The following is a 22,608-nucleotide window of genomic DNA, read 5'->3' as shown; positions in this document are numbered from 1 at the left end:
TATTCTTGACCTCTTTGTCAATTCTTTTAAAAAAAAATAAAAAAATATTTTCATTTTTTAAAAACTCCCACCACAAGAATGTTTATAATATACTTTTTATGTTCGAAAAAAATATTTTTCTTTTAACTATTGACATTTCCTTTTTATGTGAGGTATATATTCATACTGAAAATACGCAAGTATGTACTTGCTAACTTAAAAAAGGAGTGAGTTATGAAAAAATTGGTCTCTATTGATTTTGCAGCTTCACTTATAAAAAACGATTCATCTCTTATGATTGGAGGATTTTTAAAATGTGGTTCTCCCAAAGAGATTATTGAAAAGCTATTAGAGAATGGCACTAAAGATTTAACTATTATTGCAAACGATACAAGTTTTCCTGATTTTGAAAGAGGTAAACTAATTGTCAATAAAAGAGTTAAAAAAGCTATTGTTTCACACATTGGTACTAATCCTGAAACAGGAAAACAGATGAATAGTGGTGAACTAGAAGTAGAACTTGTTCCTCAAGGAACTCTTGCTGAAAGAATTCGAGCTGCAGGTGCTGGGTTAGGAGGAGTTCTTACTCCTACTGGTGTTGGAACTATTGTTCAAGAGGGAAAGGATATTATCGAAGTAGACAATAAGAAATATCTACTTGAAAAACCATTGAAAGCCGATGTCGCTCTTATTTACGGTACCAAAGTAGACTCCTTCGGAAACATCTCTTTCTTTGGTTCAACTAGAAATTTTAATACAATTATGGCTACAGCTGCTGATATTGTCATTGTTGAAGCTGATGAAATTATAGAAGGATCTCTAGAACCTAATGAAATTGTTATTCCTGGAATATTTGTTGACTATGTTGTTAAAGGAGGGAAATAGATGGAACTTACAAAAGAAAAAATACGAGAAATAATCGCCAAAAGAGTCGCTAAAGAATTTAATGATGGCGACGTTGTAAATTTAGGAATTGGACTTCCAACTGAAGTTGCCAACTATATTCCAAATTCGATATATGTTGCACTTCAATCTGAAAATGGTTTAATTGGAATGGGACCAACGCCTTGTGATGACAATGCTGATTCTAGAATCTCAAATGCTGGAGGTTCTCTTGTCACTATTGCTGATGGTGGGTGTTTCTTTGATAGTTTTATGTCCTTTGGAATTATCCGTGGTGGACATGTCGACGCTACAGTTCTAGGAGCTTTACAAGTTGATCAAAATGGGAATTTAGCTAACTGGATGGTCCCTGGGAAAATGGTTCCTGGAATGGGGGGAGCTATGGATCTTGTTGTTGGTGCTAAAAAAGTTATCATCGCTATGGAACACACTGCTAAAGGAGCTCCTAAAATATTAAAGAACTGTACTCTTCCACTTACAGCAGCTAATCAAGTAAATCTTATTGTCACTGAAAAAGGAGTAATGGAAGTTCAAGAGAATAGAATTATTCTAAAAGAGATTAGTCCATATTCTTCAATTGAAGATATAAAAAATTTTACTGAGGCTGAATTGGTAATAGATGATAATTTAAAAACTATGGAGATTTAAACTGCTTTATTGGGAGGATTGAAATGGAAAAAATTTATATTGTTAGTGCCAAACGAACCCCTATCGGTTCGTTTCTAGGTTCTTTAAGCAAGGTATCTCCAAGCGATCTTGCTGGAACAGTTATCAAAAATATTTTTGAAGAAACTAAGTTAGATCCAAACTTTTTAGATGAAGTTATCATCGGAAACGTTTTATCCGCTGGACAAGGACAAGGAATTGCAAGACAGGCCTCTATCAAAGGTGGAGTTCCACATACTGTTCCAGCATACTCTTTAAACCAGATTTGTGGTAGTGGTATGAAAGCCGTCATGTCTGCTTATCAAATTATTAAATCTGGAGAGGCTAATCTTATTTTAGCTGGCGGTACAGAATCAATGTCTGGAGCTCCTCTTCTTATGAACAGTAACCTTAGAACTGGAGTTAAAATGGGAGATACTCTTGCTAAGGATCACATGATTTTAGATGCTTTAACAGACGCCTTTCATGGAGTCCATATGGGAATAACCGCAGAAAACATTGTTGAAAAATATTCTATCTCTCGTGAAGAACAAGATTCTTTTGCTATATCTTCACAGGAAAAAGCAATCGCTGCAGTTCAAAGTGGTAGATTTAAAGATGAAATTGTTCCAATAGTAATAACTGATCGAAAAGGAACTGTTAGTATAGATACAGATGAGTATCCAAATAAAAATACATCTTTAGAAAAACTTTTACAGCTTAGACCTGCTTTTAAAAAGGAGGGCTCTGTCACTGCTGGAAATTCATCTGGCTTAAATGATGGTTCTGCACTTCTTTTACTAGCTTCTGAATCGGCCATAAAAAAATACAATCTTACACCTCTAGTTCAAATAATAGGTGTTGGACAAGGAGGAGTAGATCCTCTATTTATGGGACTTGGACCTGTTCCAGCTATACAAAATGTTCTACAAAAAACAAATTTAAATTTAAAAGATATGGATCTACTTGAACTTAATGAGGCTTTTGCTGCTCAGGCTCTCGGAGTAATTAAAGAGCTTTCTAAAATTTATTCTGTTGACCCAGAGTGGTTTAAAGATAAAACAAATATAAACGGTGGAGCTATCGCCTTGGGGCATCCTGTTGGAGCTAGTGGAGCTAGAATTTTAACAACTTTGATACATGAGATGAAAAAGAAAAATTCTGAATATGGTCTTGCTAGTCTTTGTATCGGTGGAGGAATGGGAACAGCTATAATCGTTAAAAATATTCAATAAAATATATTAGGAGGAAATAAATGGATTTTACTTTGACTAAATCACAAGAACTTTTTAAGCAGATGATCACAGCTTTTGCTGAAAACGAGGCAAAACCTCTTGCTGCTGAAATTGATGAAGAGGAAAGATTCCCCGAAGAAACTGTAAAAAAAATGTGTGATACTGGACTTATGGGAATTGTTATCCCTACTCAATATGGCGGTGCTGGTGGAGACCAAATCATGTATACTATGGCTGTTGAAGAGCTTTCAAAAGTTTGTGGTACTACTGGTGTTATCCTTTCAGCTCATACATCTTTAGGTGTTGCTCCTATCTTAGAGTTTGGAACTGAAGATCAAAAACAAAAATATCTTCCTAAGATGGCTTCTGGAGAATGGATTGGAGCCTTTGGTTTAACTGAACCAAACGCTGGAACTGATGCTGCTGGACAACAAACTACAGCTATTTTTGATGAGAGCACTAACGAATGGGTTTTAAATGGCTCTAAAATATTCATAACTAACGCTGGATATGCTCATGTATATATAATCTTTGCTATGACAGATAAATCTCTAGGTTTAAAAGGTATCTCAGCTTTTATTGTTGAAGCTGATACTACTGGTTTCTCTATCGGAAAAAAAGAGAAAAAACTTGGAATCAAAGGTTCAGCTACTTGTGAGCTAATATTTGAGAATTGCAGAATTCCAAAAGATAATCTTCTTGGTGCAATTGGTAAAGGATTTAAAATAGCTATGATGACTCTTGATGGTGGTAGAATTGGAATTGCTGCACAAGCTCTTGGAATCGCCGGTGGAGCTTTAGATGAAACTATAAAATATGTAAAAGAAAGAAAACAATTCGGAAGAGCATTAGGACAGTTCCAAAATACACAATTCCAAATAGCTGATATGTATGCGAAAGTTGAAGCTTCAAAACTTCTTGTGTATAAAGCTGCTTGGAAAAAATCTAGAAAAGAAAATTACTCTGTTGATGCAGCTACTGCAAAGCTATTTGCCGCTGAAACAGCTATGGAAGTTACAACAAAAGCTGTTCAACTTCATGGTGGATACGGATACACTAGAGAATATCCTGTTGAAAGAATGATGAGAGATGCTAAAATCACAGAAATATACGAAGGAACATCTGAAGTTCAAAGAATGGTTATTGCTGGTTCATTACTAAAGTAAATTGGGAGGATTAAAGAGAATGAAAATAGTTGTATGTATAAAACAAGTACCTGATACTACAGAGATTAAATTAGATCCAATAAAAGGAACTCTTATTAGAGATGGTGTCCCTAGTATTATAAATCCAGACGATAAAGGTGGTTTAGAGGAAGCATTAAAATTAAAAGATAAGTTTGGGGCTCATATCACAGCTATCACTATGGGACCTCTTCAAGCCGATGCAGCTCTTAGAGAAGCCATCGCTATGGGAGTTGATAGAGCCATTCTTTTAACTGATAGAAAGTTTGCAGGAGCAGATACACTAGCTACATCACATGCAATCTCTTCTGCTCTTAAAGAGTTAGAATATGACCTTATTATCGCAGGAAGACAAGCTATTGATGGAGATACTGCACAAGTTGGTCCACAAATTGCTGAATTTTTAGATATTCCTCAAATCACTTATGTAAAAGATATCGAATTTGATGGAAAAAATAGTTTTACAGTTAAAAGAGCTACAGAGGAAGGATATATGCTACTTGGAGTAGAATCTCCATGTCTAATGACAGTTTTAGCTGAAGCAAATAAACCTAGATATATGAATGTTAAAAATATTGTTGAAGCTTTTAATAAAGAGGTTGAAATCTGGGGTGTAGATAGATTATCTGATGTTGTAGAGGAGAAATTAGGATTAAAAGGTTCGCCAACAAAAGTAAAAAAATCATTTACTAAGGGAGTTAAAGCTGCTGGACAACTTCATGAAGTTGACCCTCAAGAAGCTGCAAAAATTATTGTTGAAAAGCTAAAGGAAAAATTTATAATCTAAAACTTTAAAAAAGGAGAATAGCATGAATTTAAATGAATATAAAGGAATCCTTGTTTTTGCTGAGCAAAGAGAGGGAGTATTACAAAATGTTGGTTTAGAACTAATTGGAAAAGGAAAAGAGTTAGCAGAATCTTTAAATGAGAAAGTTACTGCAGTACTTTTAGGATATAATATTGAAAATCTATCTAAAGAGCTTATCGCCTATGGTGCTGATGAAGTTATTATTGTAGATTCTAAAGAACTAGATATCTACGATACTGAAGCTTATACTCAAGCGTTTTCAAAAATTATAGATACTGTAAAACCTGAAATCGTTTTAATCGGTGCAACAACTTTAGGAAGAGACCTTGGACCTAGAATCTCGTCAAGAGTAGAAACTGGACTTACAGCTGACTGTACAATGCTAGAAATAGGTGAGAATAGAGAACTACTTATGACTAGACCAGCTTTTGGTGGAAATCTAATGGCAACAATCATATGCCCTGATCACAGACCACAGATGTCAACTGTTAGACCAGGTGTTATGACTAGATTATCAAAAGACTTAAATAGAGAAGGGGTTATAACTAATTTTAAAGTTGACTTTAATCATTCAAAAATGAAGGTTAAAGTTTTAAATATAATAAAAGAAGCTAAAGCTAAAGTTGATATAACAGAAGCTAAAATTTTAGTTGCAGGTGGTAGAGGAGCAGCTAATGGATTTGATAATTTAGAACTTTTAGCTAATGAACTTGGAGGAGTGGCTGCGGCTTCTAGAGCTCTTGTTGATGCAGGAATAGTTAACCACGATAGACAAGTAGGGCAAACAGGAAAAACTGTAAGACCTGATGTTTACTTTGCATTTGGAATCTCTGGAGCTATTCAACATTTAGCGGGAATGGAAGAATCTGAATATATTATTGCGATAAATAAAGATAAGGCAGCACCTATTTTTGGAAGTGCTGATTTAGGATTAGTTACTGATCTAGCTAAAACTGCAACATATTTAATAGAAGAGATTAAAAAAGCTAAGGCTGAGAAATAAAAAAAGGTTGCATAGCAACCTTTTTTTATTTATTATCTCTATAAACAAATAATCCTGTTAGTGTTAAAGCCACTGATATAGCCATATATGCTGGATTAGATATTGCTGCATATATAAATATAGAAGCTCCTCCAATTAAGGCTAATATTGGTACCACTGGATAGAAAGGAACCTTGTATGGTCTTTCTAAGTTTGGTTCTTTTTTTCTTAAAATAAATAACCCTAAAAATACTAGACAATAGAATAACCAGAACAATGCTACAGGAACATCTCCAAAAATATCTGGATTTCCAGTTGCTAACATCGCAATTAAGAAAAATATTCCCAATACATACATAACAATCGACGAGTTAACTGGTTGCTTATATTTTTCATCTATCTTAGAGAAGAACTCTTTCTTTGGAAGATGTCCTTCTATTGCTAAAGTATAAGGAATTCTTGTTGAAGCTAAAGTCATTCCATTTAATCCTCCAAAAGCTGAAATCATAATTCCTAAGAATATGAATTTTGCTCCCATAGGTCCAAATAACTTTGTTGCAACTCCAAACATACCTTGCTTTACAATCTCTTCAGCTGTAAATACATTTAAAAGTGCTACGTTCAATGCTACATAGAAAACAGCAATAAATCCTAATCCTAATATAATCGCTTTTGGAAGATCTTTTTTTACATTTTTCAAATCTCCGGCAATTGTTCCTACATATATCCAACCATCAAATGCAAACATTATTGGAACCAAAGATAATCCAAGAAGTACTAACGGCGATGATGATGTTGCCTCTCTTGTAACTTCTGTCATGTAAAATACTCCAGAAGAGTTATCTCCAGATAAGAATCCAAAAATAGTTATTAATAATAATGGAATTATTTTTGCTGCTGTTGCTGCTGTTTGAATTTTTCCACCTATATTTTTTGTAAATATATTTATTCCAAATAAGAATGTTATTGCGACAAAAGCTGTTCCTCCTAAAAATGCTGTGTTACTAGGATCTACATTTAAAAAGTTTCCTGTAAAAACTGCAAAATAATATGCTATTAAAGCTATTAAAGCTGGGAAATATATTATCAACTGAGCCCATCCAACTAAAAATGCAATTCTTTCACCATAAATTCTTTTTATCCAAGCTATCATTCCACCTGTTTCAGGAATTGCCGCTCCAACTTCTGCCGCTGTTAATCCTGATAAGATAGAAATTACTCCTCCAAGAACCCAAGCAGCTATTGCTATTTTAGGATTCATGTTTGCTGCGGTTAAAATCTGTCCTGCTTTAAAGAAGATTCCGATTCCAATAACAATTCCTACAACCATTGAAAATGCTACAGAAAACCCATATCTTTTTTCTAAATTTTCACTCATTTTTTTCTCCTTCATTATTCTGTTCTATTTTTTTAGTATCAACTTACTTATTTAAAAGCACTTTTCAATTAATTATTTTAGCATAAATCAACTTCTAAAACAACTGTTTTTTATTTCTTGCATAAATAGAAAAAGTGGTATATAATGATTTTTGTAAATAAAAGGGGTGAAGAAAAAATAAAATGCTAGACAAAAAAAGAGCTAATAATAACTCTATTGTAGATTATTCAGCAAAGTTCTATCTATTTCCACTACTTTTAATTGGATTACTTCTTAGAACTATAGATAATCTATTTTTAAAGTTAAAATACCAAAGATAAAAAAGAGAGCTTTCGCTCTCTTTTTTTTTATCTTTGATAGATATTAAATCTATCTGTTATTTTTTTCAGTTTATCTAATCTTTCAATACTTTCCTCTTTATTTTGCTTTCCAAACTTCAGAAGTAGCGCATTTAAAATTATTATTCCTGGAACAAAAGTATAAGCTTTTCCTCCATTTTTAGTTGTGATTACTAAGTCAGATATATTACCTAACACAGAATCCTTCTTATCCGTCATAGTAATTATTTTATTACCTTGCTCTTTAAAAAACTCAGTAACTTGACACGTGAAGTTTGTATATGGGTGGAATGATATTGTAAACAGCACATCATCTGGGCTCGAGTATAATAGCTTATCTGTGAAATCAGAAGCTCCTGATATCATCAACTCTACATCTTCTCTTAATTCCTTTAACATAAAGTATAAATAATATGCTAGTGCATAAGAACCTCTAGCTCCTAAAATATATAACTTTCTACTACTTTTTATCATTTCCATTGCTGACTCTAATTGATCTTCAATAGATGTAACATCCATCTCTTCTAAAAGCTCAATGTTTGTAGTTATGATCTCAGAAAGTATTCCATCACCTGACATTGAATCAATCTCTTCTCTAAATTCTTTCATTTGAGAAGTCGAAATTTCAACATCCTTTTGAAAAACTCTTTGGAAATCAGGATACCCTTTAAATCCTAAATTTTTTGAAAATCTTGTTATTGTAGCCGGACTAGTTCCTGTCTCCTTAGCTAACTCATTTATAGAAATAAATGAAACTATGCTCTGGTTATGTTTTATAAAATCTACAATTTTTTTAAAACTTTTACTATACGTTGAATAATTCTGCTCTAAATTAGCTAATACCGCCTTTTTCATCTCACACCTCTATAAACTATACGTTTGGATTTAATACAAACTCCGTTAAATCATTTACAAAATTCATCGTTTTTTCATTTTTGTCATTTACTGGATTAAACTCTACTATATCTACCGATGTGATAGAGTAATTCTTAAATAAGAATCTAAATGTTTTAAACATTTCCTCAGGTGTAAATCCGTTTCTTACTGGTGTACTTACTCCTGGTGCAAACTCAGGATCAACTGAATCTACGTCAAAACTTATATGAATATTATCAATTTTTAAGTAATCTCTAATTTCATCTAAAACATTTTCTAATCCTTTATGTACAACCTCATCGTAAGGAATTACTTTAACTCCTAACTCTTCAATTACTTCTCTCTCTTTTACATCAAGATCTCTAGCACCTAAGATTACAACATTCTTGCTTTCTATTTTAGCACCCTCATAGAAACAGTTAACTAAATCTCTATCTCCAGCTCCTTGTAAAAGTGCAAGAGGCATTCCATGAATATTTCCTGACATTGTTGTTTCATCTGTATTCATATCTCCATGAGCATCAATCCATACTACTCCAACCTCTTTTTCTAATGCAACTCCAGATATTGATCCTAAAGCGATAGAGTGATCTCCACCAACAGTTATTGGTCTATACCCATCTCTTACTGCTGCATTTACTGCTGTAGCTAACTTTTCACAAGTGTTTAATATAGTATTTTTATACTTTAATGACCACTCATTGAAGTTTTCTCTTTGTTTTTCTACATCTATATAAGTCATCTCTCCAAATGTATCTGGGAAATGCTCTTCTAATACTTCTGGTCCAAACTCGATTCCTGCTTTATTAGCTCCTAAGTTCATTGGAACAGCAAACATCTTATTTTTCATTTTCTCTGTATATAGGTATACTGCATCCTCTTCGTCTATAACTTTTATAAACTCTAATTCTGGATCTTCCATTCCTTGAACATGAAGTTTTGCTGCTTTCAGATTTTGAATATAAGTGATTGTATCTTTTGATATTCTTTCTCCTGGAGTGATTACTGGAATTCCTGGTGGATATGCCATTACCATCTCAGCACAAATCTTTCCTTCACTTTCTAAGAATTTAATTCTATTGTTTTCACTGTAGAATGCTTCTCTCGGAATTAAAACTGATTCTGGAATAGCTGGCATCTTTCCAACTGATTCTGCAATAGTTTTTCCCTTTCCAAAGAATCTCTTACTGATATCTTTTAAAGCTTCTAAAAGTCTTCCAGTACTTGTTTCATCATCTCCTAATGTTACTAATCCTAAAACATTATAGAAATCTGATAACTCAACTTGGATGTTGTAATCATCAACTAATAAAGTTTCTAATTCAAATCCTGTTAATCCTAACTCTCTTGCTGATATAGAAAGTTTTGTATCATCAAAGTCATGAATTCCATATCTTCCAACGATTTCTTTTCCAAATGAGAAAATTCCTGGGATTTTATTGATTTCAGCTCTTAAATCTCTCGCTAATTTCAATGTTCTTGTCAATAACTCTCTACCTTCAGTAGCTATCTGTCTTCTAGCACAGTCTAATGATGCCATTAACGGGTATGAAGGAGATGTTGTATGTAATAAACTTAATATTTGTTGAATTCTGTTAACGTCAACTCTTGTTGAGTTTACGTGTAACATTGACATTTGTGTCATCGCTCCAATTATTTTATGTGTACTTTGACAACAAATATCCGCTCCTGCATCTATCGCTGATATTGGTAACTCTTCATGGAAGTGTAAGTGAGCTCCGTGAGCCTCATCAACTATTAAAGGAATATCGTAGCTATGAACTATATCTGCAATCTTTTTAATATCAGTTGCTGCTCCATAGTATGTTGGGTTAATAATTAAAACAGCTTTTGTATCTGGATGCTGTTTCAGCATATTTTCAACAACCTCTGGTCTAACTCCATGAGCTATTCCTAATTCATCATCCACTTCAGGATTCATGTAAACTGGAATTGATCCACTTAATATGATTCCTCCAGAAACCGATTTATGAACGTTTCTCGGGACTAATATCTTCTCTCCTGGCTTTACAACAGACATTATCATAGCTTGAATTGCTCCTGATGTTCCGTTGACAGCGAAGAAGGTCTTCTTTACTCCATAAGCGTCAGCTGCTAATTCTTGTGCTTCTTTTATACAACTTTTTGGATTGTGTAATCCATCAACCATCTTAAAGATAGTTACATCAATTGAAAAGGGATTTGGTCCCATAAACTCGTAAAACTCTTTATCCATTCCCTTTCCTCTCTTATGCCCTGGAACATGGAATGGAACTATGTCTCTTTTCGCATATACGTCCTTCAGTGTTGAGAATATAGGTGTTTGATATTGATTTAATTTAGTCATCTTACCTCCTTGTTTAATAAATTTTGTTCTTAAAAAATGATATTAAAAAGTTACAAAATAATATATAATTTACATTATTAATTTCTTTTAAAATACGAGATATTGTAGAGCTTTTTAGAAATTAAGTCAACTATTTTTTGAAAGGAAATATAATTTTTATGAAAAAAATTTTAATTTTTGTCTCAAATGGCTTTGAAACACTAGAACTAGCACCATTTCTTGATGTCTTCGGTTGGAATAATATTGTAGGAAATAAAAAAATTTTTTCCACGATTTGTGCCCTTCATGATGAACTTAATGCAACTTGGAACTTAAAAATTGTACCTGAGATTAACTTAAGAACTACAGAATTACCTCTCAACGAATTTGATGCTCTTGTTATCCCTGGCGGATTTGGTAAAGCCGGATTCTTTAATGATATTCAATCTCATGAGTTAAAATCCTTGTTAAATCATTTTATTTTAAATAAAAAAGTTGTTATTGGAATCTGTACTGGTTCCCTTGCTATTGCAATTCATGGTTTTTTAAAAAATATTCCCGCAACTACTTATCTATTAGATAATGAAAGATATTTTAAACAGCTAAAGCAATACGGAGCTATTCCTATATCTGAAGATATAGTCATCTCTGACAACATCATTACTTCCTCTGGACCTAGTACAGCAATTGATGTTGCATTTTATCTATTAAAAAAGTTTACGGATGAGGAAAATTGTAAGATTGTCAAAAAAAATATGGGATTTTTTAAATAATTTAAGATTTTTAATGAAATTTATTCTATTTTATGCTATGCTTTAAAGTGTCAAATAACCCTATTATATATAGGGATTTTAGTGAGGTGTTTTATATGAAAATAGAAGAAGGAAAAGTAGTAACACTTGAGTTTAAAGTTTACGACAAAAACAACGGAGAACTTTTAGAGGATACACAAGACGTAGGACCATTTTTCTACATTCACGGATTTGGAAACTTTGTTCCTGCTATCGAAGAAGCTTTAGAAGGTAAAGAAAAAGGATATACTACTACTATTGAATTAACTCCAGAAGAAGGATACGGAGAATACGACGAAGATTTAATCGTTGAAATGGAAAAATCAGAGTTCGTTGAATTCGATGATCTTTATGAAGGGCTTGACTTCATAGCTGATATGGACGACGATACTGAGCAATCATTCATCATCACAAAAATCGAAGATGAAATTGTTACTGCTGATGGAAACCACCCATTTGCAGGTAAAAACTTAAAATTCGATGTTGTAGTTTCTGATGTTAGAGAAGCTACTGAAGAAGAGATTGAGCACGGTCACGCTCACTTCCACGGATTTGAAGACTAATCTAAAAACATTACTATAAGAGTTTAAGGAGTATAAATAAATGAAAATAGCTTTAGGTGCAGATCATGGTGGATTTGCTTTAAAAGAAATTGTTAAGAAACACTTAGAAGGAAAAGGATTTGAAGTTTTAGATAAAGGATGTTATTCAACTGATTCTGTTGATTATCCAACTTATGCAAAATCTGTTGCTAACTCTATTCTAGAAAAAGAAGCTGATTTTGGAATACTTATCTGTGGAACTGGAATTGGAATTTCAATTGCAGCTAATAGATTTAAAGGAATCAGAGCGGCTCTTTGCTCAAATACAACTATGGCTAAACTTACTAGAGAGCACAATGATGCTAATATTTTAGCTCTTGGTGCTAGAATGACTGGAGATATTTTAGCTCTTGAAATTGTAGATGAATTCTTAAGAACTGAATTCGAAGGTGGTAGACACTTAACAAGAATCGAAGCTATAGAACTTTAATTAAAAAAGGAGTGAACTTATGGCTACTATATTTACAAAAATTATAAATAGAGAGATTCCAGCTTCTATCGTTTTTGAAAATGATAAAGTAATTGCTTTTAAAGATATAAATCCTGCAGCACCAATTCATATTTTAGTTGTTCCCAAAAAGGAGATTCCAACTTTAAATGATATTACAGCAGAGGATTCAGAATATCTTACAGCTATGTATTTAGCAATTAAAGATATTACTAAAGATTTAAATATTTCTGAAGATGGGTATAGAGTAATTACTAATTGTAATTCTCATGGTGGGCAAGAGGTGTTTCATTTACACTTCCACATCTTAGGTGGTCAACACCTTGGACCTATGCTATCAATTTAATAGTAATAAGAAAAAGGTTGCCTGAAAGGCAACCTTTATTTTTATCTCACTATTTTATTTCTAACCATCTCTTTATATCATTAGAGTTCTTCTCTACAATCTCTTCAACAGTTAAAGTTGCTGGTAAAACTTTAGGGAAGAATTTAACTTTTACAGTTCCTTTCATCGGAGTTTTTCTATGAGCTGGGAACAGTTCATAAGCACCTTTAATTCCAAACGGAACTATATCTGCGTTTAACTCTTTAGCTAAAATTGCATAGAACTTTTTGAACTCCTTCATCTCTCCATCTCTAGTTCTTGTTCCCTCTGGGAATATAACTATATTCTTTCCTTTTCTTAAAGCTGTCGCTGCACTTTGTAGTGTCTCTGCTAAATTTTTATTTATATCTATTAACATCACATTTGAGTTTTCACCTAAAGATTTCATAAATCCTTTTTGGAAGTGAGCTACTTTCGCTAAATAATATGTATTATCTAATATTTTATTATCTACACTTTGATTAAATATAAATCCATCTAAGAAACTTTGATGATTTCCTATAAAGATAGTCGGCTTATTTACATCTAAGTTTTCCACTGTTTCTTTTTCTATTTTAATATATCCAGAGAATAAAGGTTTTAAAATTGTTTTTACTATTTTTCCGGCACAGTTAGATTTAGGGAATCCTTCTAAACTCTCCTTCTCTAATATTGTTTTCCAATCTATATCCTTTACTTCTAAACCTTTTGAATTTTCTTTTAAATATTCAGATATTGCTATAACCGTTGGATTTTCTGTTAAAATCTCTTCTGTTAAGTTCACTCCAAAACTACTTTGAACAAATGCCATAAATTCAACTAAATCTAGCGAATCCAATCCTAAATCCAATTCTAAATGTGCCTTAGATGTAACTTTTTTACTTTTTAAATTACTTAAATACTCTGAAATTACAACATATTCTTCAAATGTTGGAGCATTCTCCTCTTTTTCTATTTCAACTTTACCCTCTAACAAATCAGTAACCATAAATCTTCTTATTTTTCCGATTTTTGTTTTCGGCAACTCTTGTTGAACTATTTTTAAATCTAAAATCTTTTTATAATTTGGTGCAGTTCCATTATATTTATCAATAACTTCATTTTTTAATGTTTCAGCTATATTTGTAACTCTATGCTCCTTCACCTTTGCAAAGTTAGGATATACAACTGCTGTTAATAAAGCGTTATATTCAGTTACAACCATCTCTTCTATTAAATCAGTATTCGACATTATCCATTGTTCTATCTCAATAGGATTGATATTTTTTCCATTTGATAAAACTATCATCTCTTTTTTTCTTCCAGTTACATACAGATACTCTCCTTTTACCTCTCCTAAATCTCCTGTATGGAACCAACCATCAGTATCTATTACTTCTGCCGTTGCCTCTGGTTTATTATAATATCCTTTCATTAGGTTTCTTCCTCTTGAAAGAATCTCTCCATCTTCAGCTATCTTAACTTCTACTCCATCCATTATTTTTCCAGCTGAACCTGGTACAACTTGATTTATCGGAGTAAATGATATCATCGGTGCCGTCTCTGTAAGTCCATATCCTTCACAGACATCTATTCCTAAAGTTTTAAAATCTCTTGAAACTTCTGGATTTAATTTTGATCCTCCCGATACAAAGAATCTTATATTTCCTCCAAATCCTTCATGAACCTTTTTAAATAATTTCTTACTGAAATCTTTACTATCTACTTTCTCTGCAGCTTTAAACAATGTTTTTATAACTTTATTTGAGTTAATTTTCTCCATTATTTTTTTATGAAGCATCTCCCAAAGTCTAGGAACTCCTATCATCATAGTTATTTTATAGTTTTTTAACGCATCTACCATAGCTTGTGATGATAACTCTTTTAAAAATGCTATAGTTGCTCCTTGTTGTAATGGAACTATTCCAGAACCCAAAAGTGGGAATATATGATGCATCGGTAATAGAGCTAATACTCTATCTGTTGGTTGATACATATTATACTTATTAAGACCTTCTATATTTACTAAAATATTATCAAATGTTAGCATTACTCCTTTTGGACTTCCTGTTGTCCCCGACGTATAAAGGATTAAAGCAACCGCATCCCCATCTGGAGAATAGATTATCCCCTCTTTATTTGCATTTGATAAATCAATTTTATCTACATTTAAAATTGTTGTATCCACGCCAGAAATCTCTACTGCTTCCCTTGCAACCTCATAAGTATTCTCTGATACAAATATGTACTTTGGCCTACAATCCTCTATAAAGTATTGAAACTCAGAAACTTTTGAAGCTGCATCTAAACACACACATGTTCCTTTTTTATCCCAGATTCCTAAAAAAGCATATAGTAATTCTGGCCTATTTTCCATAAATACTACGGCTTTCCCCTCTTTTTCTAAATCTAGCATAGTAGCATATTCTTTTGCTCCAGCTATTAACTCTTTATATGAATATTCTCTACCCTCATAAAATATCGCTGTTTTATTATGATTTTTTACAAATTCCAATTTTTCCTCCCAATTATTACAGGTGTTTTTTTAATCTCAGAATGATTATAACATACTTGTGTTATTATTTCAACTCAATGAAATAAGGAAAGCTGAGAGTATCTTTTTTCTCTCAGCTTTATATTTTATCTCTTATTATGAATTTAAGCTATTCATAATCTCTTGCTTTGTAAGTTTTAAAATCTCTTCAACCGTCTTATTTTCAGAAGATACTTTATCTAATATTGTTACACTCATTTTTCCTGAAGATGGTTTATTCTTTCCATACGGCATTAACTCATAAGCCCCTTTTATTGCAAATGGAACTACTGGAATATTCAACTCTTTTGACAATATTGCAAATGTCTTTTTAAATTCTTGAATCTCTCCATCTCTAGTTCTTGCTCCTTCTGGGAATATAACTAAATTTTTACCCTCTTTTAAAACTTTTGCTGCTATCTTCAATGTTTCTTTTAGATTTTTATTCATATCAACTAATATTACATTTCCATTTTGCGCTAAATATTTTTTCACTTTTCCTTCGAAATGAATATTTATTGCTAAGAAATATGTATTTTTCAGAATATCCTTTGGTAAAGTTTGACTAAAGGCAAATGCATCTAACATACTTTGATGATTTCCAACATATATAACTGGTGAGCTACCTTGAAGTTTACTCGTATCCTTTTCTAATTTTATATAATGAGTAAATAACGGTTTTAAGATATTTGTAATTGGTACGACAACCTTTGAAGTTGGCATATCTAACTCAACTGGTTCATCAAATATCTTTTTCCAATTTACTTCACCCTCTTCAAAATTTCCACCCTTCTCTCTTACGAACTGACATAACGCTTCTACTGTTTTTATTCTTGCAAAATCCTCCTCTGCTATAGTTACTCCAAATGTATTCTGAATATATGTTATAATCTCAACTATATCCAAAGAATCCAACCCTAAATCAATTTCCAAATGAGATTCTGGTATTATATGTGCATCATCGTGCAAAGTATTTATAAATTTAGAAATCTGTTTAAACTCTTCTGTATTTATCTCCTTTGAAGTTGATATTTTTTTCTCAACAGTTTTTGAAGGCGCAATTTCATCTTCTGATCCCTCGATTTTCGCAGTCACTCCAGCTACTAAATCTTTTAACATAAATCTTCTTAATTTACCTAATTTTGTTTTTGGAAGTTCTTCTTTTACTACGACTATATCCAATATTTTTCTGTAAGCTGGAGCTGTTACATTATATTTATCAATAACCTCCCATTTAAGAGCATCTTTTGCATTTGCTATTCCTCTCTCCTCTAAAACTTTAAAGTTAGGATATACAATCGCTACCAAATGTTTATGGTACTCAGTTACTGCAACCTCTTCAATCAAATCTGTTTCTCTTATAATTTCAGCTTCTACATCTGATGGATTTATATTTTTTCCATTTGATAAAACTATCATCTCTTTTTTTCTTCCAATTATTTTTAAATGGTCTCCATCAAATTGCCCTAAATCTCCTGTATGGAACCATCCATCCTCATCTATAGCTTCTGCTGTCGCTTCAGGTTTATTATAATAGCCCTTCATTACGTTTCTACCCTTAACTACAATCTCTCCATCTGTTTCTAACTTTACTTTTACTCCAGGTAATGGCACTCCTACTGTTCCTGGAATAATATTATCTTTTCTATTAAAAGATATAATTGGTGATGTTTCTGTTAACCCATACCCTTCTAACATTTTAAATCCAAAGGCATTGAAGTCCTCGCATATCTCCTTATCTAACTTCGCTCCTCCTGAAACTAAAAAGTTTATATTTCCTCCGAAAGCCTCTTGAATTTTTTTAAATATTATTTTGTTTAATGGAATAATATTTAAAGATTTACAAATATTAAATAGTTTATAAGTAACTGGACTACTTTTTATTTTACCCATTATTCCCTTATGGAACATCTCCCATACTCTAGGGACTCCTATTACAATAGTGATTTTATATTTTTGTAAATTTCTTTTTATAGCTTCTGAAGAAAGTTCATCTAAAATAACAACAAAACATCCAAAATTCAAAGGCATCAATACTGTAAATGATAATGGTAATATGTGGTGAAACGGTAATAAAGCTAATAATCTATCTTCTGCCCCTACCATTTTTATCTCTTTAATTGCTTCAACATTAGACATTATATTATCAAATGTTAACATTACTCCTTTAGGGTTTCCTGTTGTTCCAGATGTATATAACATAACCGCTACTGCCTCTTTTTCCAGACACTCAATTGCTACATTTTCCATTCTTATCTCTTTTTTTATATCAATTTCATCTACATTTAAAATAATTATGTCAGAATTTGAATTTAACTTTGCTATATTTACAACCTCTATATTCTCATTAGACGTTATTATATACTTAGGATGAGAATCATTAAAAACATACTCCAATTGATCTGAATTATAACTAGCATCTAAATTTGTACACGTTCCTTTTTTATCCCATACACCTAAAACAGCAGCCATATATTCAGGTCTATTCTCCATGAACACAACAACCCTATCTTCTTTTTCTATGTTTAATAACTCAGAATATATTTTAGCCATTTTAATAAGTTCATAGTATGAATATTCTTTATCTTTATAAACTACTGCAGTTTTTTTTCTATCATATATAAAATTCATAAATTTCAATCCTCCCTATTTTGCTTAGAAATAATAACCTATTTTATAATAACTTACAGCAATTGTCTACTTTTTCCTCTTAGGATGTTGACTTTTTACTGTTTATGAAGTAGTATTGATTTAAAATGTTAAGGAGGTTTTTTATGTTAGATGAATTACTATTAAAGACTCGTTCTTATAGAACATTTGATTCAACAGAGATTGATTTTGACACTTTAGAAAAGATGATTAATGCTGCTAGATTAGGTGGCTCAGCTAGAAATAGTCAAACATTAAGATATACTCTTGTAAACTCTGCAAGCTTATGTCACAAAATATTTCCACATACAGCTTGGGCAGGAGCAATCCCTTGGAGCCCTACTTTAGAAGAGGGACCTAAAGCCTACATCCTTATTAGTAGCTTAAAGGATTCTCCTTTACCTCCGATTACTTTAGGAATGGATATTGGAATCGCTTCGCAAAATATTCTCTTAAAAGCAACTGAGCTTAATTTAGGAGGATGTTTAATTGGTTCTTTTAATAAGATGGAAATTCCTAAAATCCTTGATTTAGACCTTGAGAAATACTCTCCTCAAATTCTTGTAGCTTTAGGTAAACCTACAGATAGAGTAGTTCTTACTGAAGGAAATGAAGATAATTTAAAATATCATAGAGATTTAGAAAATAATATTCATTATGTTCCTAAATTATCATTAAAAAATTTAATATTAAAAAAATTCTAGGAGGTTTTAATCATGAAAAAGATAGTAACTTCTATTTTCATTTTAGCATCTTCTGTAGTTCTTGCTAATGATACTCCGACAATATCCGTTACAGGAACAGGAACTGTCTCTGGAAAACCAGATACATTTTCACTTATAGCTACCGTTGAAACTTCTGATAAAGAATCTAAAACAGCTATAACTGAAAACACAAATATCATCAACAACACAATAAAGCTTCTAAAGAAAGCTGGACTAAAAGATAGTAACCTAAAAACCGAAAATTATACTTTAAATTATAGAACTGACTACAATACAAACAGCAATTCTAATAACGATATGAAATATTTTGTTAGAAATCAAATAACAATAACAAGCAACGATTTGAAAAACGCAGGTGAAATTTTAACAGCTTTAAATAAAGGCGGAGTAAATAATATTGGAGAAGTAAATTTTTATATTGCAGATAGAAAAGAGCTTGAAAATAACGCTTATAAATTAGCTTATGAGGATGCAAAATCTAAAGCTTCTTTAATTGCAAACTTAGAAAATTTAAAAATAACTCCTAAAAATATCGATTTAAACTTCAATTCACCTAGACCACTTCCATTTATGCTCAATGGAACATTCAAAGGTGATAGTGCTCCAATTCCAGTAACTGTTCCAAGTAACATCGAAGTTACTGCCAGTTTAAACGTCACTTTCTATATGGAGAAATAATTTTAATTCAAATTTAATAAAGCTAGACAAGTTTTAGTCACCTTGTCTAGCTCTTTTTAACTTTGATAATATAAAGTAATCCCCAAATAAAAATCCAATAAAACTTGAAATATTATCCCTAAAAATACTATTAAGGAAACACCCAATAAACTTGTCCCACAATCTTTATCTTCGGGTTCAAACTCACACTTTTCAAGAATTTTTTTTGCTCTGTTATAATATATATCATTTGCTTTAAAACCTAAAAAAATTCTAATTACAAGGGTTAATAACATTCCTCCCATGTAAAACTTAGTTTTTATAAGAACCAAAAATGTCAATAGATTTATTGAAATATTTATTGTCAACAAGACAAATGCCCAATCATACATTTTTCTATAAGCAAACCACAGAGCTTCAAATAAAAATGCAGCGAAATTAAATTTTATTTTGTCACTTCTCCAAGTTTCTAAATAATATTTTGAACTCCCTCTTACAAAATCCTCTAAACTTCCGAGGTGTTTATCTACATAGTCTATCCTACTCTCCATGGCCCCTCCTTAAAAATAATTAAAAGTCTTGGTTAAAATAGTTTATTCTCTTCTTAAATATTCTACTTAACATCTCCTCTTTATCCTTATTTTTTATATAAAAACTTTCTATTTTTTTTAAAGAGTTAAAATCTCTAAATCCATAAGCCATGACTGTGAAATCTCTTATGCTTAAACTTATATCAAATTCACCTTCTGTTTTTTCTACATTATTTTTTCTTACTTTATATACCCCTGTATTTTCATGTATGTAGTTATCTTGAATATAAATAGTTAAGTCTTCACCATCAAACATCTCCTTTGAAAGCCTATTTAAAGTCTTTTCAACTCTTAAAATTCTAACTTGAATTTTATTCTTCGAAGTTTTTCTTATTTGGTTTTCACTTTTAAAGTAATCTTCTAAATATGTGTTTTCAGGTAATATGATTTTAATTTCATCTGCGTAATCCTTATATCCATAAACAACCGATAGTAGTGTTTCTAACGCAGCTTTCTCTTTAAATAAAAGCTCTTTTATAAATATACTCTCATCTCTGAGTATACTCATATACCCATTTATTTTCCCACTTATATCATAACTTAGATAAACATTTCCCTCTTCACAAAATATCTCTGATAAAATATTTTTATAGTCATCTTTCTCTCTAGCCACACTTATGTAAAACTCTTTTGTAATCTCTCTATAAAATTCTTTTAAATCTATTAAAAGTTTTTCATCATAATTCTCTTCTGAAATTTTTTGAACTCTAAACTCTTTTTTCATATCTTCTAGTTTAAAAAAAGGTAGATTATACATCGAAAGTTTTGATATAAATCCAAATCCAAATCTCTCATAGATATTTTTATCGATTGGAGTCAAATATATAAACTCTTCTCCATATTCATAAGCTTCTTTCATGGTTTTTAAAAGAAGAGATTTCATAACTCCCTCTCCTCTTTTTTCTGGCGTTACCCCAACCCCAACAAGATAACGTCCTAAAAACCTATCTCTATCTATGGATAAATGATAATAGTTTTGATATAACATACCTACTAATATCTCATTTTCTAGGGCTACATTTGTAGTTTTCTCTTTATAAATCCTCTCAAAATACCAATTTATGTATTCAATTTCATCACAAAAAAGATCTCTCCACATTTTTTTCAATTGATTTTCTATCATGAAAATTTCACCACCTATAAAATTAAAGGTGAGCATAACTTTCTTATCTCACCTTTTAAAATTTTTATCTATTTTTTACATAAGAATATAAAGCTTTTACTCCTACACCTGTTGCACCTTTTTTAAGCCATTTAACACTACTATTAAATGAAGTTCCCGCTATATCCATATGTATCCATGGTAATCCTTCAGCAAATCCTTCTAAGAATTTAGCCGCTGTTACAGAACCTCCCATTCTTCCACCTGTATGCTTGACATCTGCAACTGTAGATTTTAATTGTTCTGCATACTCCTCAAATAATGGCATTCTCCAAACTTTTTCTCCATGGATTTTACTTGCCTTTTCTATCATATTATATTTCTCATCACAATTTGAGAATACTCCTGTAGTTAAACTTCCTAAGGCTACCATTATCGCTCCAGTTAGTGTTGCTATATCTACAATCTCAGTAACCTTTTCATTTCTTACAGCATAAGTTATTGCATCCGCTAAAGCTAATCTTCCTTCTGCATCTGTATTTATAATCTCTACTGTTTTTCCATTCATTGATTTTATAATATCTCCAGGTCTATAAGCATTTTCATTTATAGCATTTTCACAAGCTGGAACAATCGCTATAACATCTCTCTCCACTTTTCCTGCTGCAATAGCACACATAGCACCTATAACAGAGGCTGCTCCTGCCATATCGCTTTTCATTTCAAACATAGAGTCTGCTGGTTTTATACAAAGACCCCCTGTATCATAAGTTAACCCTTTTCCTATCAATCCTATTCTTTCATTCTTGTCTTTTCCATTTAAATATCTCATCACTATTAATCTAGGTTTTGTTATTGACGCTCTTCCAACAGCTAATAGTAGATTCATATCTAATCTCTCTATATCATTTTCATCTAAGATCTCTACTTCAAATCCGTATACAGCTCCTAACTCAACCACTTTTTGTGCTAAAGTAACTGGATTAATAACATTTGCTGGTTGATCAACTAAATCTCTCGCTATATCCGTAGCTTCTCCTAATAGAACAGTTTCTGAAATGTTTTTCTCCTCTCCTGAGATGAATAATTCTACTTGTAATTTTTCAGCTTTCTTCTCTTTGAACGAATCAAATGAATAGTTAACATTAGATACTATCTCTCCTAAGATTTCATAATTTGTAAGAATAGTTTTATCTGAAGATATTAAAATAGAACCTTTCTCTTTAGATAAGAAATCAAACATCACTTCTCTATAGATATCAAGGCTAAACTCATCCTCTTTTCCCATTCCAAGAAAAGCCATTGAAATCAGATACTCTCCCTCTAAAAAATCTACTTTTAATAACTCGCCTTTTTTCCCTGTAAACTCTTTTTTATCTATCAACTTCTTTATTAATTCCCTATTCCCTGCCGAGATATGCTCACAAATCTCCACTTCACCTTCAAATGTTAAAGCAACATTTAAATCATAACTTTTCCCTATCTTATTAATAACGTTAAACATAAATTACCTC

Annotated in this window: 21 protein-coding genes; 13 read left to right on the top strand and 8 right to left on the bottom strand. The window is 31.7% G+C overall.

What is annotated here, in order from left to right:
- Positions 1-213: 213 nt before the first annotated feature.
- From L992_RS03375 to L992_RS03350, 6 genes are read left to right on the top strand one after another with little or no spacing between them, the layout of a single operon-like run.
- A complete protein-coding gene (locus L992_RS03375) occupies positions 214-864 on the top strand; it encodes a CoA transferase subunit A (protein WP_047381936.1) in 651 nt (216 codons plus the stop codon).
- A complete protein-coding gene (locus L992_RS03370) occupies positions 865-1,530 on the top strand; it encodes a 3-oxoacid CoA-transferase subunit B (protein ID WP_047381938.1) in 666 nt (221 codons plus the stop codon).
- A gap of 23 nt (positions 1,531-1,553) precedes the next feature.
- Positions 1,554-2,762: an acetyl-CoA C-acetyltransferase gene (locus L992_RS03365; protein ID WP_047394410.1), complete on the top strand. Its 1,209-nt coding sequence runs from the start codon at positions 1,554-1,556 to the stop codon at positions 2,760-2,762.
- Positions 2,763-2,782: 20 nt separating this feature from the next.
- On the top strand, positions 2,783-3,928 hold the full coding sequence (locus tag L992_RS03360; protein WP_047381942.1) for an acyl-CoA dehydrogenase: 1,146 nt from the start codon (positions 2,783-2,785) through the stop codon (positions 3,926-3,928).
- A gap of 19 nt (positions 3,929-3,947) precedes the next feature.
- The gene (locus tag L992_RS03355; RefSeq protein ID WP_047381944.1) at positions 3,948-4,733 is read left to right on the top strand and encodes an electron transfer flavoprotein subunit beta/FixA family protein; all 786 of its coding nucleotides are present in this window, start codon (positions 3,948-3,950) and stop codon (positions 4,731-4,733) included.
- 22 nt (positions 4,734-4,755) lie between these two features.
- Positions 4,756-5,757, top strand: coding sequence for an electron transfer flavoprotein subunit alpha/FixB family protein (locus tag L992_RS03350; protein ID WP_047381945.1), 1,002 nt, complete (start codon positions 4,756-4,758; stop codon positions 5,755-5,757).
- Positions 5,758-5,782: 25 nt separating this feature from the next.
- Here the strand turns inward: L992_RS03350 and L992_RS03345 are convergent, their stop codons facing one another.
- Positions 5,783-7,114, bottom strand: a complete 1,332-nt coding sequence (locus L992_RS03345) for an APC family permease (protein ID WP_047381946.1) — start codon at positions 7,112-7,114, stop codon at positions 5,783-5,785.
- Between the two features lie 182 nt (positions 7,115-7,296).
- On the opposite strand from L992_RS03345, the gene L992_RS13445 reads away from it, so the two are divergent.
- Positions 7,297-7,434 carry a hypothetical protein gene (locus L992_RS13445; RefSeq protein WP_156110638.1) on the top strand — a complete coding sequence of 46 codons (138 nt, stop codon included), beginning with the start codon at positions 7,297-7,299 and terminating at the stop codon, positions 7,432-7,434.
- Positions 7,435-7,461: 27 nt separating this feature from the next.
- Here L992_RS13445 and L992_RS03340 read toward each other — a convergent pair whose 3' ends face one another.
- Positions 7,462-8,307 carry a MurR/RpiR family transcriptional regulator gene (locus tag L992_RS03340; RefSeq protein ID WP_047381948.1) on the bottom strand — a complete coding sequence of 282 codons (846 nt, stop codon included), beginning with the start codon at positions 8,305-8,307 and terminating at the stop codon, positions 7,462-7,464.
- Positions 8,308-8,323: 16 nt separating this feature from the next.
- The gene (locus L992_RS03335; RefSeq protein WP_047381950.1) at positions 8,324-10,675 is read right to left on the bottom strand and encodes an aminotransferase class I/II-fold pyridoxal phosphate-dependent enzyme; all 2,352 of its coding nucleotides are present in this window, start codon (positions 10,673-10,675) and stop codon (positions 8,324-8,326) included.
- Between the two features lie 137 nt (positions 10,676-10,812).
- Here L992_RS03335 and L992_RS03330 point away from each other — a divergent pair, with 137 nt between their 5' ends.
- The 4 genes from L992_RS03330 to L992_RS03315 all read left to right on the top strand — a co-directional run bounded on the left by L992_RS03330 (position 10,813) and on the right by L992_RS03315 (position 12,841).
- Positions 10,813-11,427, top strand: a complete 615-nt coding sequence (locus L992_RS03330; RefSeq protein WP_231549753.1) for a DJ-1/PfpI family protein — start codon at positions 10,813-10,815, stop codon at positions 11,425-11,427.
- A 95-nt stretch (positions 11,428-11,522) separates the two neighbouring features.
- Positions 11,523-12,008 (top strand): peptidylprolyl isomerase, encoded by a 486-nt coding sequence (locus L992_RS03325; RefSeq protein ID WP_047381955.1) that lies wholly within the window; start codon positions 11,523-11,525, stop codon positions 12,006-12,008.
- 40 nt (positions 12,009-12,048) lie between these two features.
- Positions 12,049-12,477: a ribose 5-phosphate isomerase B gene (gene rpiB / locus L992_RS03320; RefSeq protein WP_047381957.1), complete on the top strand. Its 429-nt coding sequence runs from the start codon at positions 12,049-12,051 to the stop codon at positions 12,475-12,477.
- 19 nt (positions 12,478-12,496) lie between these two features.
- Complete coding sequence (locus L992_RS03315; protein ID WP_047381958.1) at positions 12,497-12,841, top strand: histidine triad nucleotide-binding protein; 345 nt, start codon at positions 12,497-12,499, stop codon at positions 12,839-12,841.
- A 49-nt stretch (positions 12,842-12,890) separates the two neighbouring features.
- Here the strand turns inward: L992_RS03315 and L992_RS03310 are convergent, their stop codons facing one another.
- A complete protein-coding gene (locus L992_RS03310; protein WP_047394407.1) occupies positions 12,891-15,353 on the bottom strand; it encodes an AMP-binding protein in 2,463 nt (820 codons plus the stop codon).
- 135 nt (positions 15,354-15,488) lie between these two features.
- A complete protein-coding gene (locus L992_RS03305; RefSeq protein WP_047381960.1) occupies positions 15,489-18,002 on the bottom strand; it encodes an AMP-binding protein in 2,514 nt (837 codons plus the stop codon).
- A gap of 143 nt (positions 18,003-18,145) precedes the next feature.
- Here L992_RS03305 and L992_RS03300 point away from each other — a divergent pair, with 143 nt between their 5' ends.
- Both L992_RS03300 and L992_RS03295 read left to right on the top strand, forming a co-directional pair.
- Entirely contained in the window at positions 18,146-18,724 is a 579-nt protein-coding gene (locus L992_RS03300; RefSeq protein ID WP_047381961.1) for a nitroreductase family protein, read from the top strand.
- A gap of 12 nt (positions 18,725-18,736) precedes the next feature.
- Positions 18,737-19,423 carry an SIMPL domain-containing protein gene (locus tag L992_RS03295; protein ID WP_047381962.1) on the top strand — a complete coding sequence of 229 codons (687 nt, stop codon included), beginning with the start codon at positions 18,737-18,739 and terminating at the stop codon, positions 19,421-19,423.
- 56 nt (positions 19,424-19,479) lie between these two features.
- Here L992_RS03295 and L992_RS03290 read toward each other — a convergent pair whose 3' ends face one another.
- The 3 genes from L992_RS03290 to L992_RS03280 form a co-directional block, all read right to left on the bottom strand.
- Positions 19,480-19,953 carry a DUF2628 domain-containing protein gene (locus tag L992_RS03290; protein WP_047381963.1) on the bottom strand — a complete coding sequence of 158 codons (474 nt, stop codon included), beginning with the start codon at positions 19,951-19,953 and terminating at the stop codon, positions 19,480-19,482.
- Positions 19,954-19,972: 19 nt separating this feature from the next.
- Positions 19,973-21,115 carry an enhanced intracellular survival protein Eis gene (eis, locus tag L992_RS03285; RefSeq protein WP_047381965.1) on the bottom strand — a complete coding sequence of 381 codons (1,143 nt, stop codon included), beginning with the start codon at positions 21,113-21,115 and terminating at the stop codon, positions 19,973-19,975.
- A gap of 64 nt (positions 21,116-21,179) precedes the next feature.
- Positions 21,180-22,598, bottom strand: coding sequence for a leucyl aminopeptidase (locus tag L992_RS03280; RefSeq protein WP_047394405.1), 1,419 nt, complete (start codon positions 22,596-22,598; stop codon positions 21,180-21,182).
- Positions 22,599-22,608: the final 10 nt, after the last annotated feature.

The sequence above is a fragment of the Cetobacterium sp. ZOR0034 genome (genome assembly GCF_000799075.1).
GTDB lineage: Bacteria > Fusobacteriota > Fusobacteriia > Fusobacteriales > Fusobacteriaceae > Cetobacterium_A.
This window is presented reverse-complemented; position numbering and strand designations above follow the sequence as displayed.

Bases quoted from the DNA above. Each gene is read 5' to 3' on its own strand.
- L992_RS13445 (WP_156110638.1), top strand. From the start codon at position 7,297: ATGCTAGACAAAAAAAGAGCTAATAATAACTCTATTGTAGATTATTCA.
- L992_RS03315 (WP_047381958.1), top strand. From the start codon at position 12,497: ATGGCTACTATATTTACAAAAATTATAAATAGAGAGATTCCAGCTTCT.
- L992_RS03355 (WP_047381944.1), top strand. From the start codon at position 3,948: ATGAAAATAGTTGTATGTATAAAACAAGTACCTGATACTACAGAGATT.
- L992_RS03370 (WP_047381938.1), top strand. From the start codon at position 865: ATGGAACTTACAAAAGAAAAAATACGAGAAATAATCGCCAAAAGAGTC.
- L992_RS03365 (WP_047394410.1), top strand. From the start codon at position 1,554: ATGGAAAAAATTTATATTGTTAGTGCCAAACGAACCCCTATCGGTTCG.
- L992_RS03290 (WP_047381963.1), bottom strand. From the start codon at position 19,953: ATGGAGAGTAGGATAGACTATGTAGATAAACACCTCGGAAGTTTAGAG.
- L992_RS03305 (WP_047381960.1), bottom strand. From the start codon at position 18,002: ATGAATTTTATATATGATAGAAAAAAAACTGCAGTAGTTTATAAAGAT.
- L992_RS03335 (WP_047381950.1), bottom strand. From the start codon at position 10,675: ATGACTAAATTAAATCAATATCAAACACCTATATTCTCAACACTGAAG.
- eis (WP_047381965.1), bottom strand. From the start codon at position 21,115: ATGATAGAAAATCAATTGAAAAAAATGTGGAGAGATCTTTTTTGTGAT.
- L992_RS03300 (WP_047381961.1), top strand. From the start codon at position 18,146: ATGTTAGATGAATTACTATTAAAGACTCGTTCTTATAGAACATTTGAT.
- L992_RS03375 (WP_047381936.1), top strand. From the start codon at position 214: ATGAAAAAATTGGTCTCTATTGATTTTGCAGCTTCACTTATAAAAAAC.
- L992_RS03295 (WP_047381962.1), top strand. From the start codon at position 18,737: ATGAAAAAGATAGTAACTTCTATTTTCATTTTAGCATCTTCTGTAGTT.
- L992_RS03350 (WP_047381945.1), top strand. From the start codon at position 4,756: ATGAATTTAAATGAATATAAAGGAATCCTTGTTTTTGCTGAGCAAAGA.
- L992_RS03340 (WP_047381948.1), bottom strand. From the start codon at position 8,307: ATGAAAAAGGCGGTATTAGCTAATTTAGAGCAGAATTATTCAACGTAT.
- L992_RS03325 (WP_047381955.1), top strand. From the start codon at position 11,523: ATGAAAATAGAAGAAGGAAAAGTAGTAACACTTGAGTTTAAAGTTTAC.
- rpiB (WP_047381957.1), top strand. From the start codon at position 12,049: ATGAAAATAGCTTTAGGTGCAGATCATGGTGGATTTGCTTTAAAAGAA.
- L992_RS03280 (WP_047394405.1), bottom strand. From the start codon at position 22,598: ATGTTTAACGTTATTAATAAGATAGGGAAAAGTTATGATTTAAATGTT.
- L992_RS03360 (WP_047381942.1), top strand. From the start codon at position 2,783: ATGGATTTTACTTTGACTAAATCACAAGAACTTTTTAAGCAGATGATC.
- L992_RS03345 (WP_047381946.1), bottom strand. From the start codon at position 7,114: ATGAGTGAAAATTTAGAAAAAAGATATGGGTTTTCTGTAGCATTTTCA.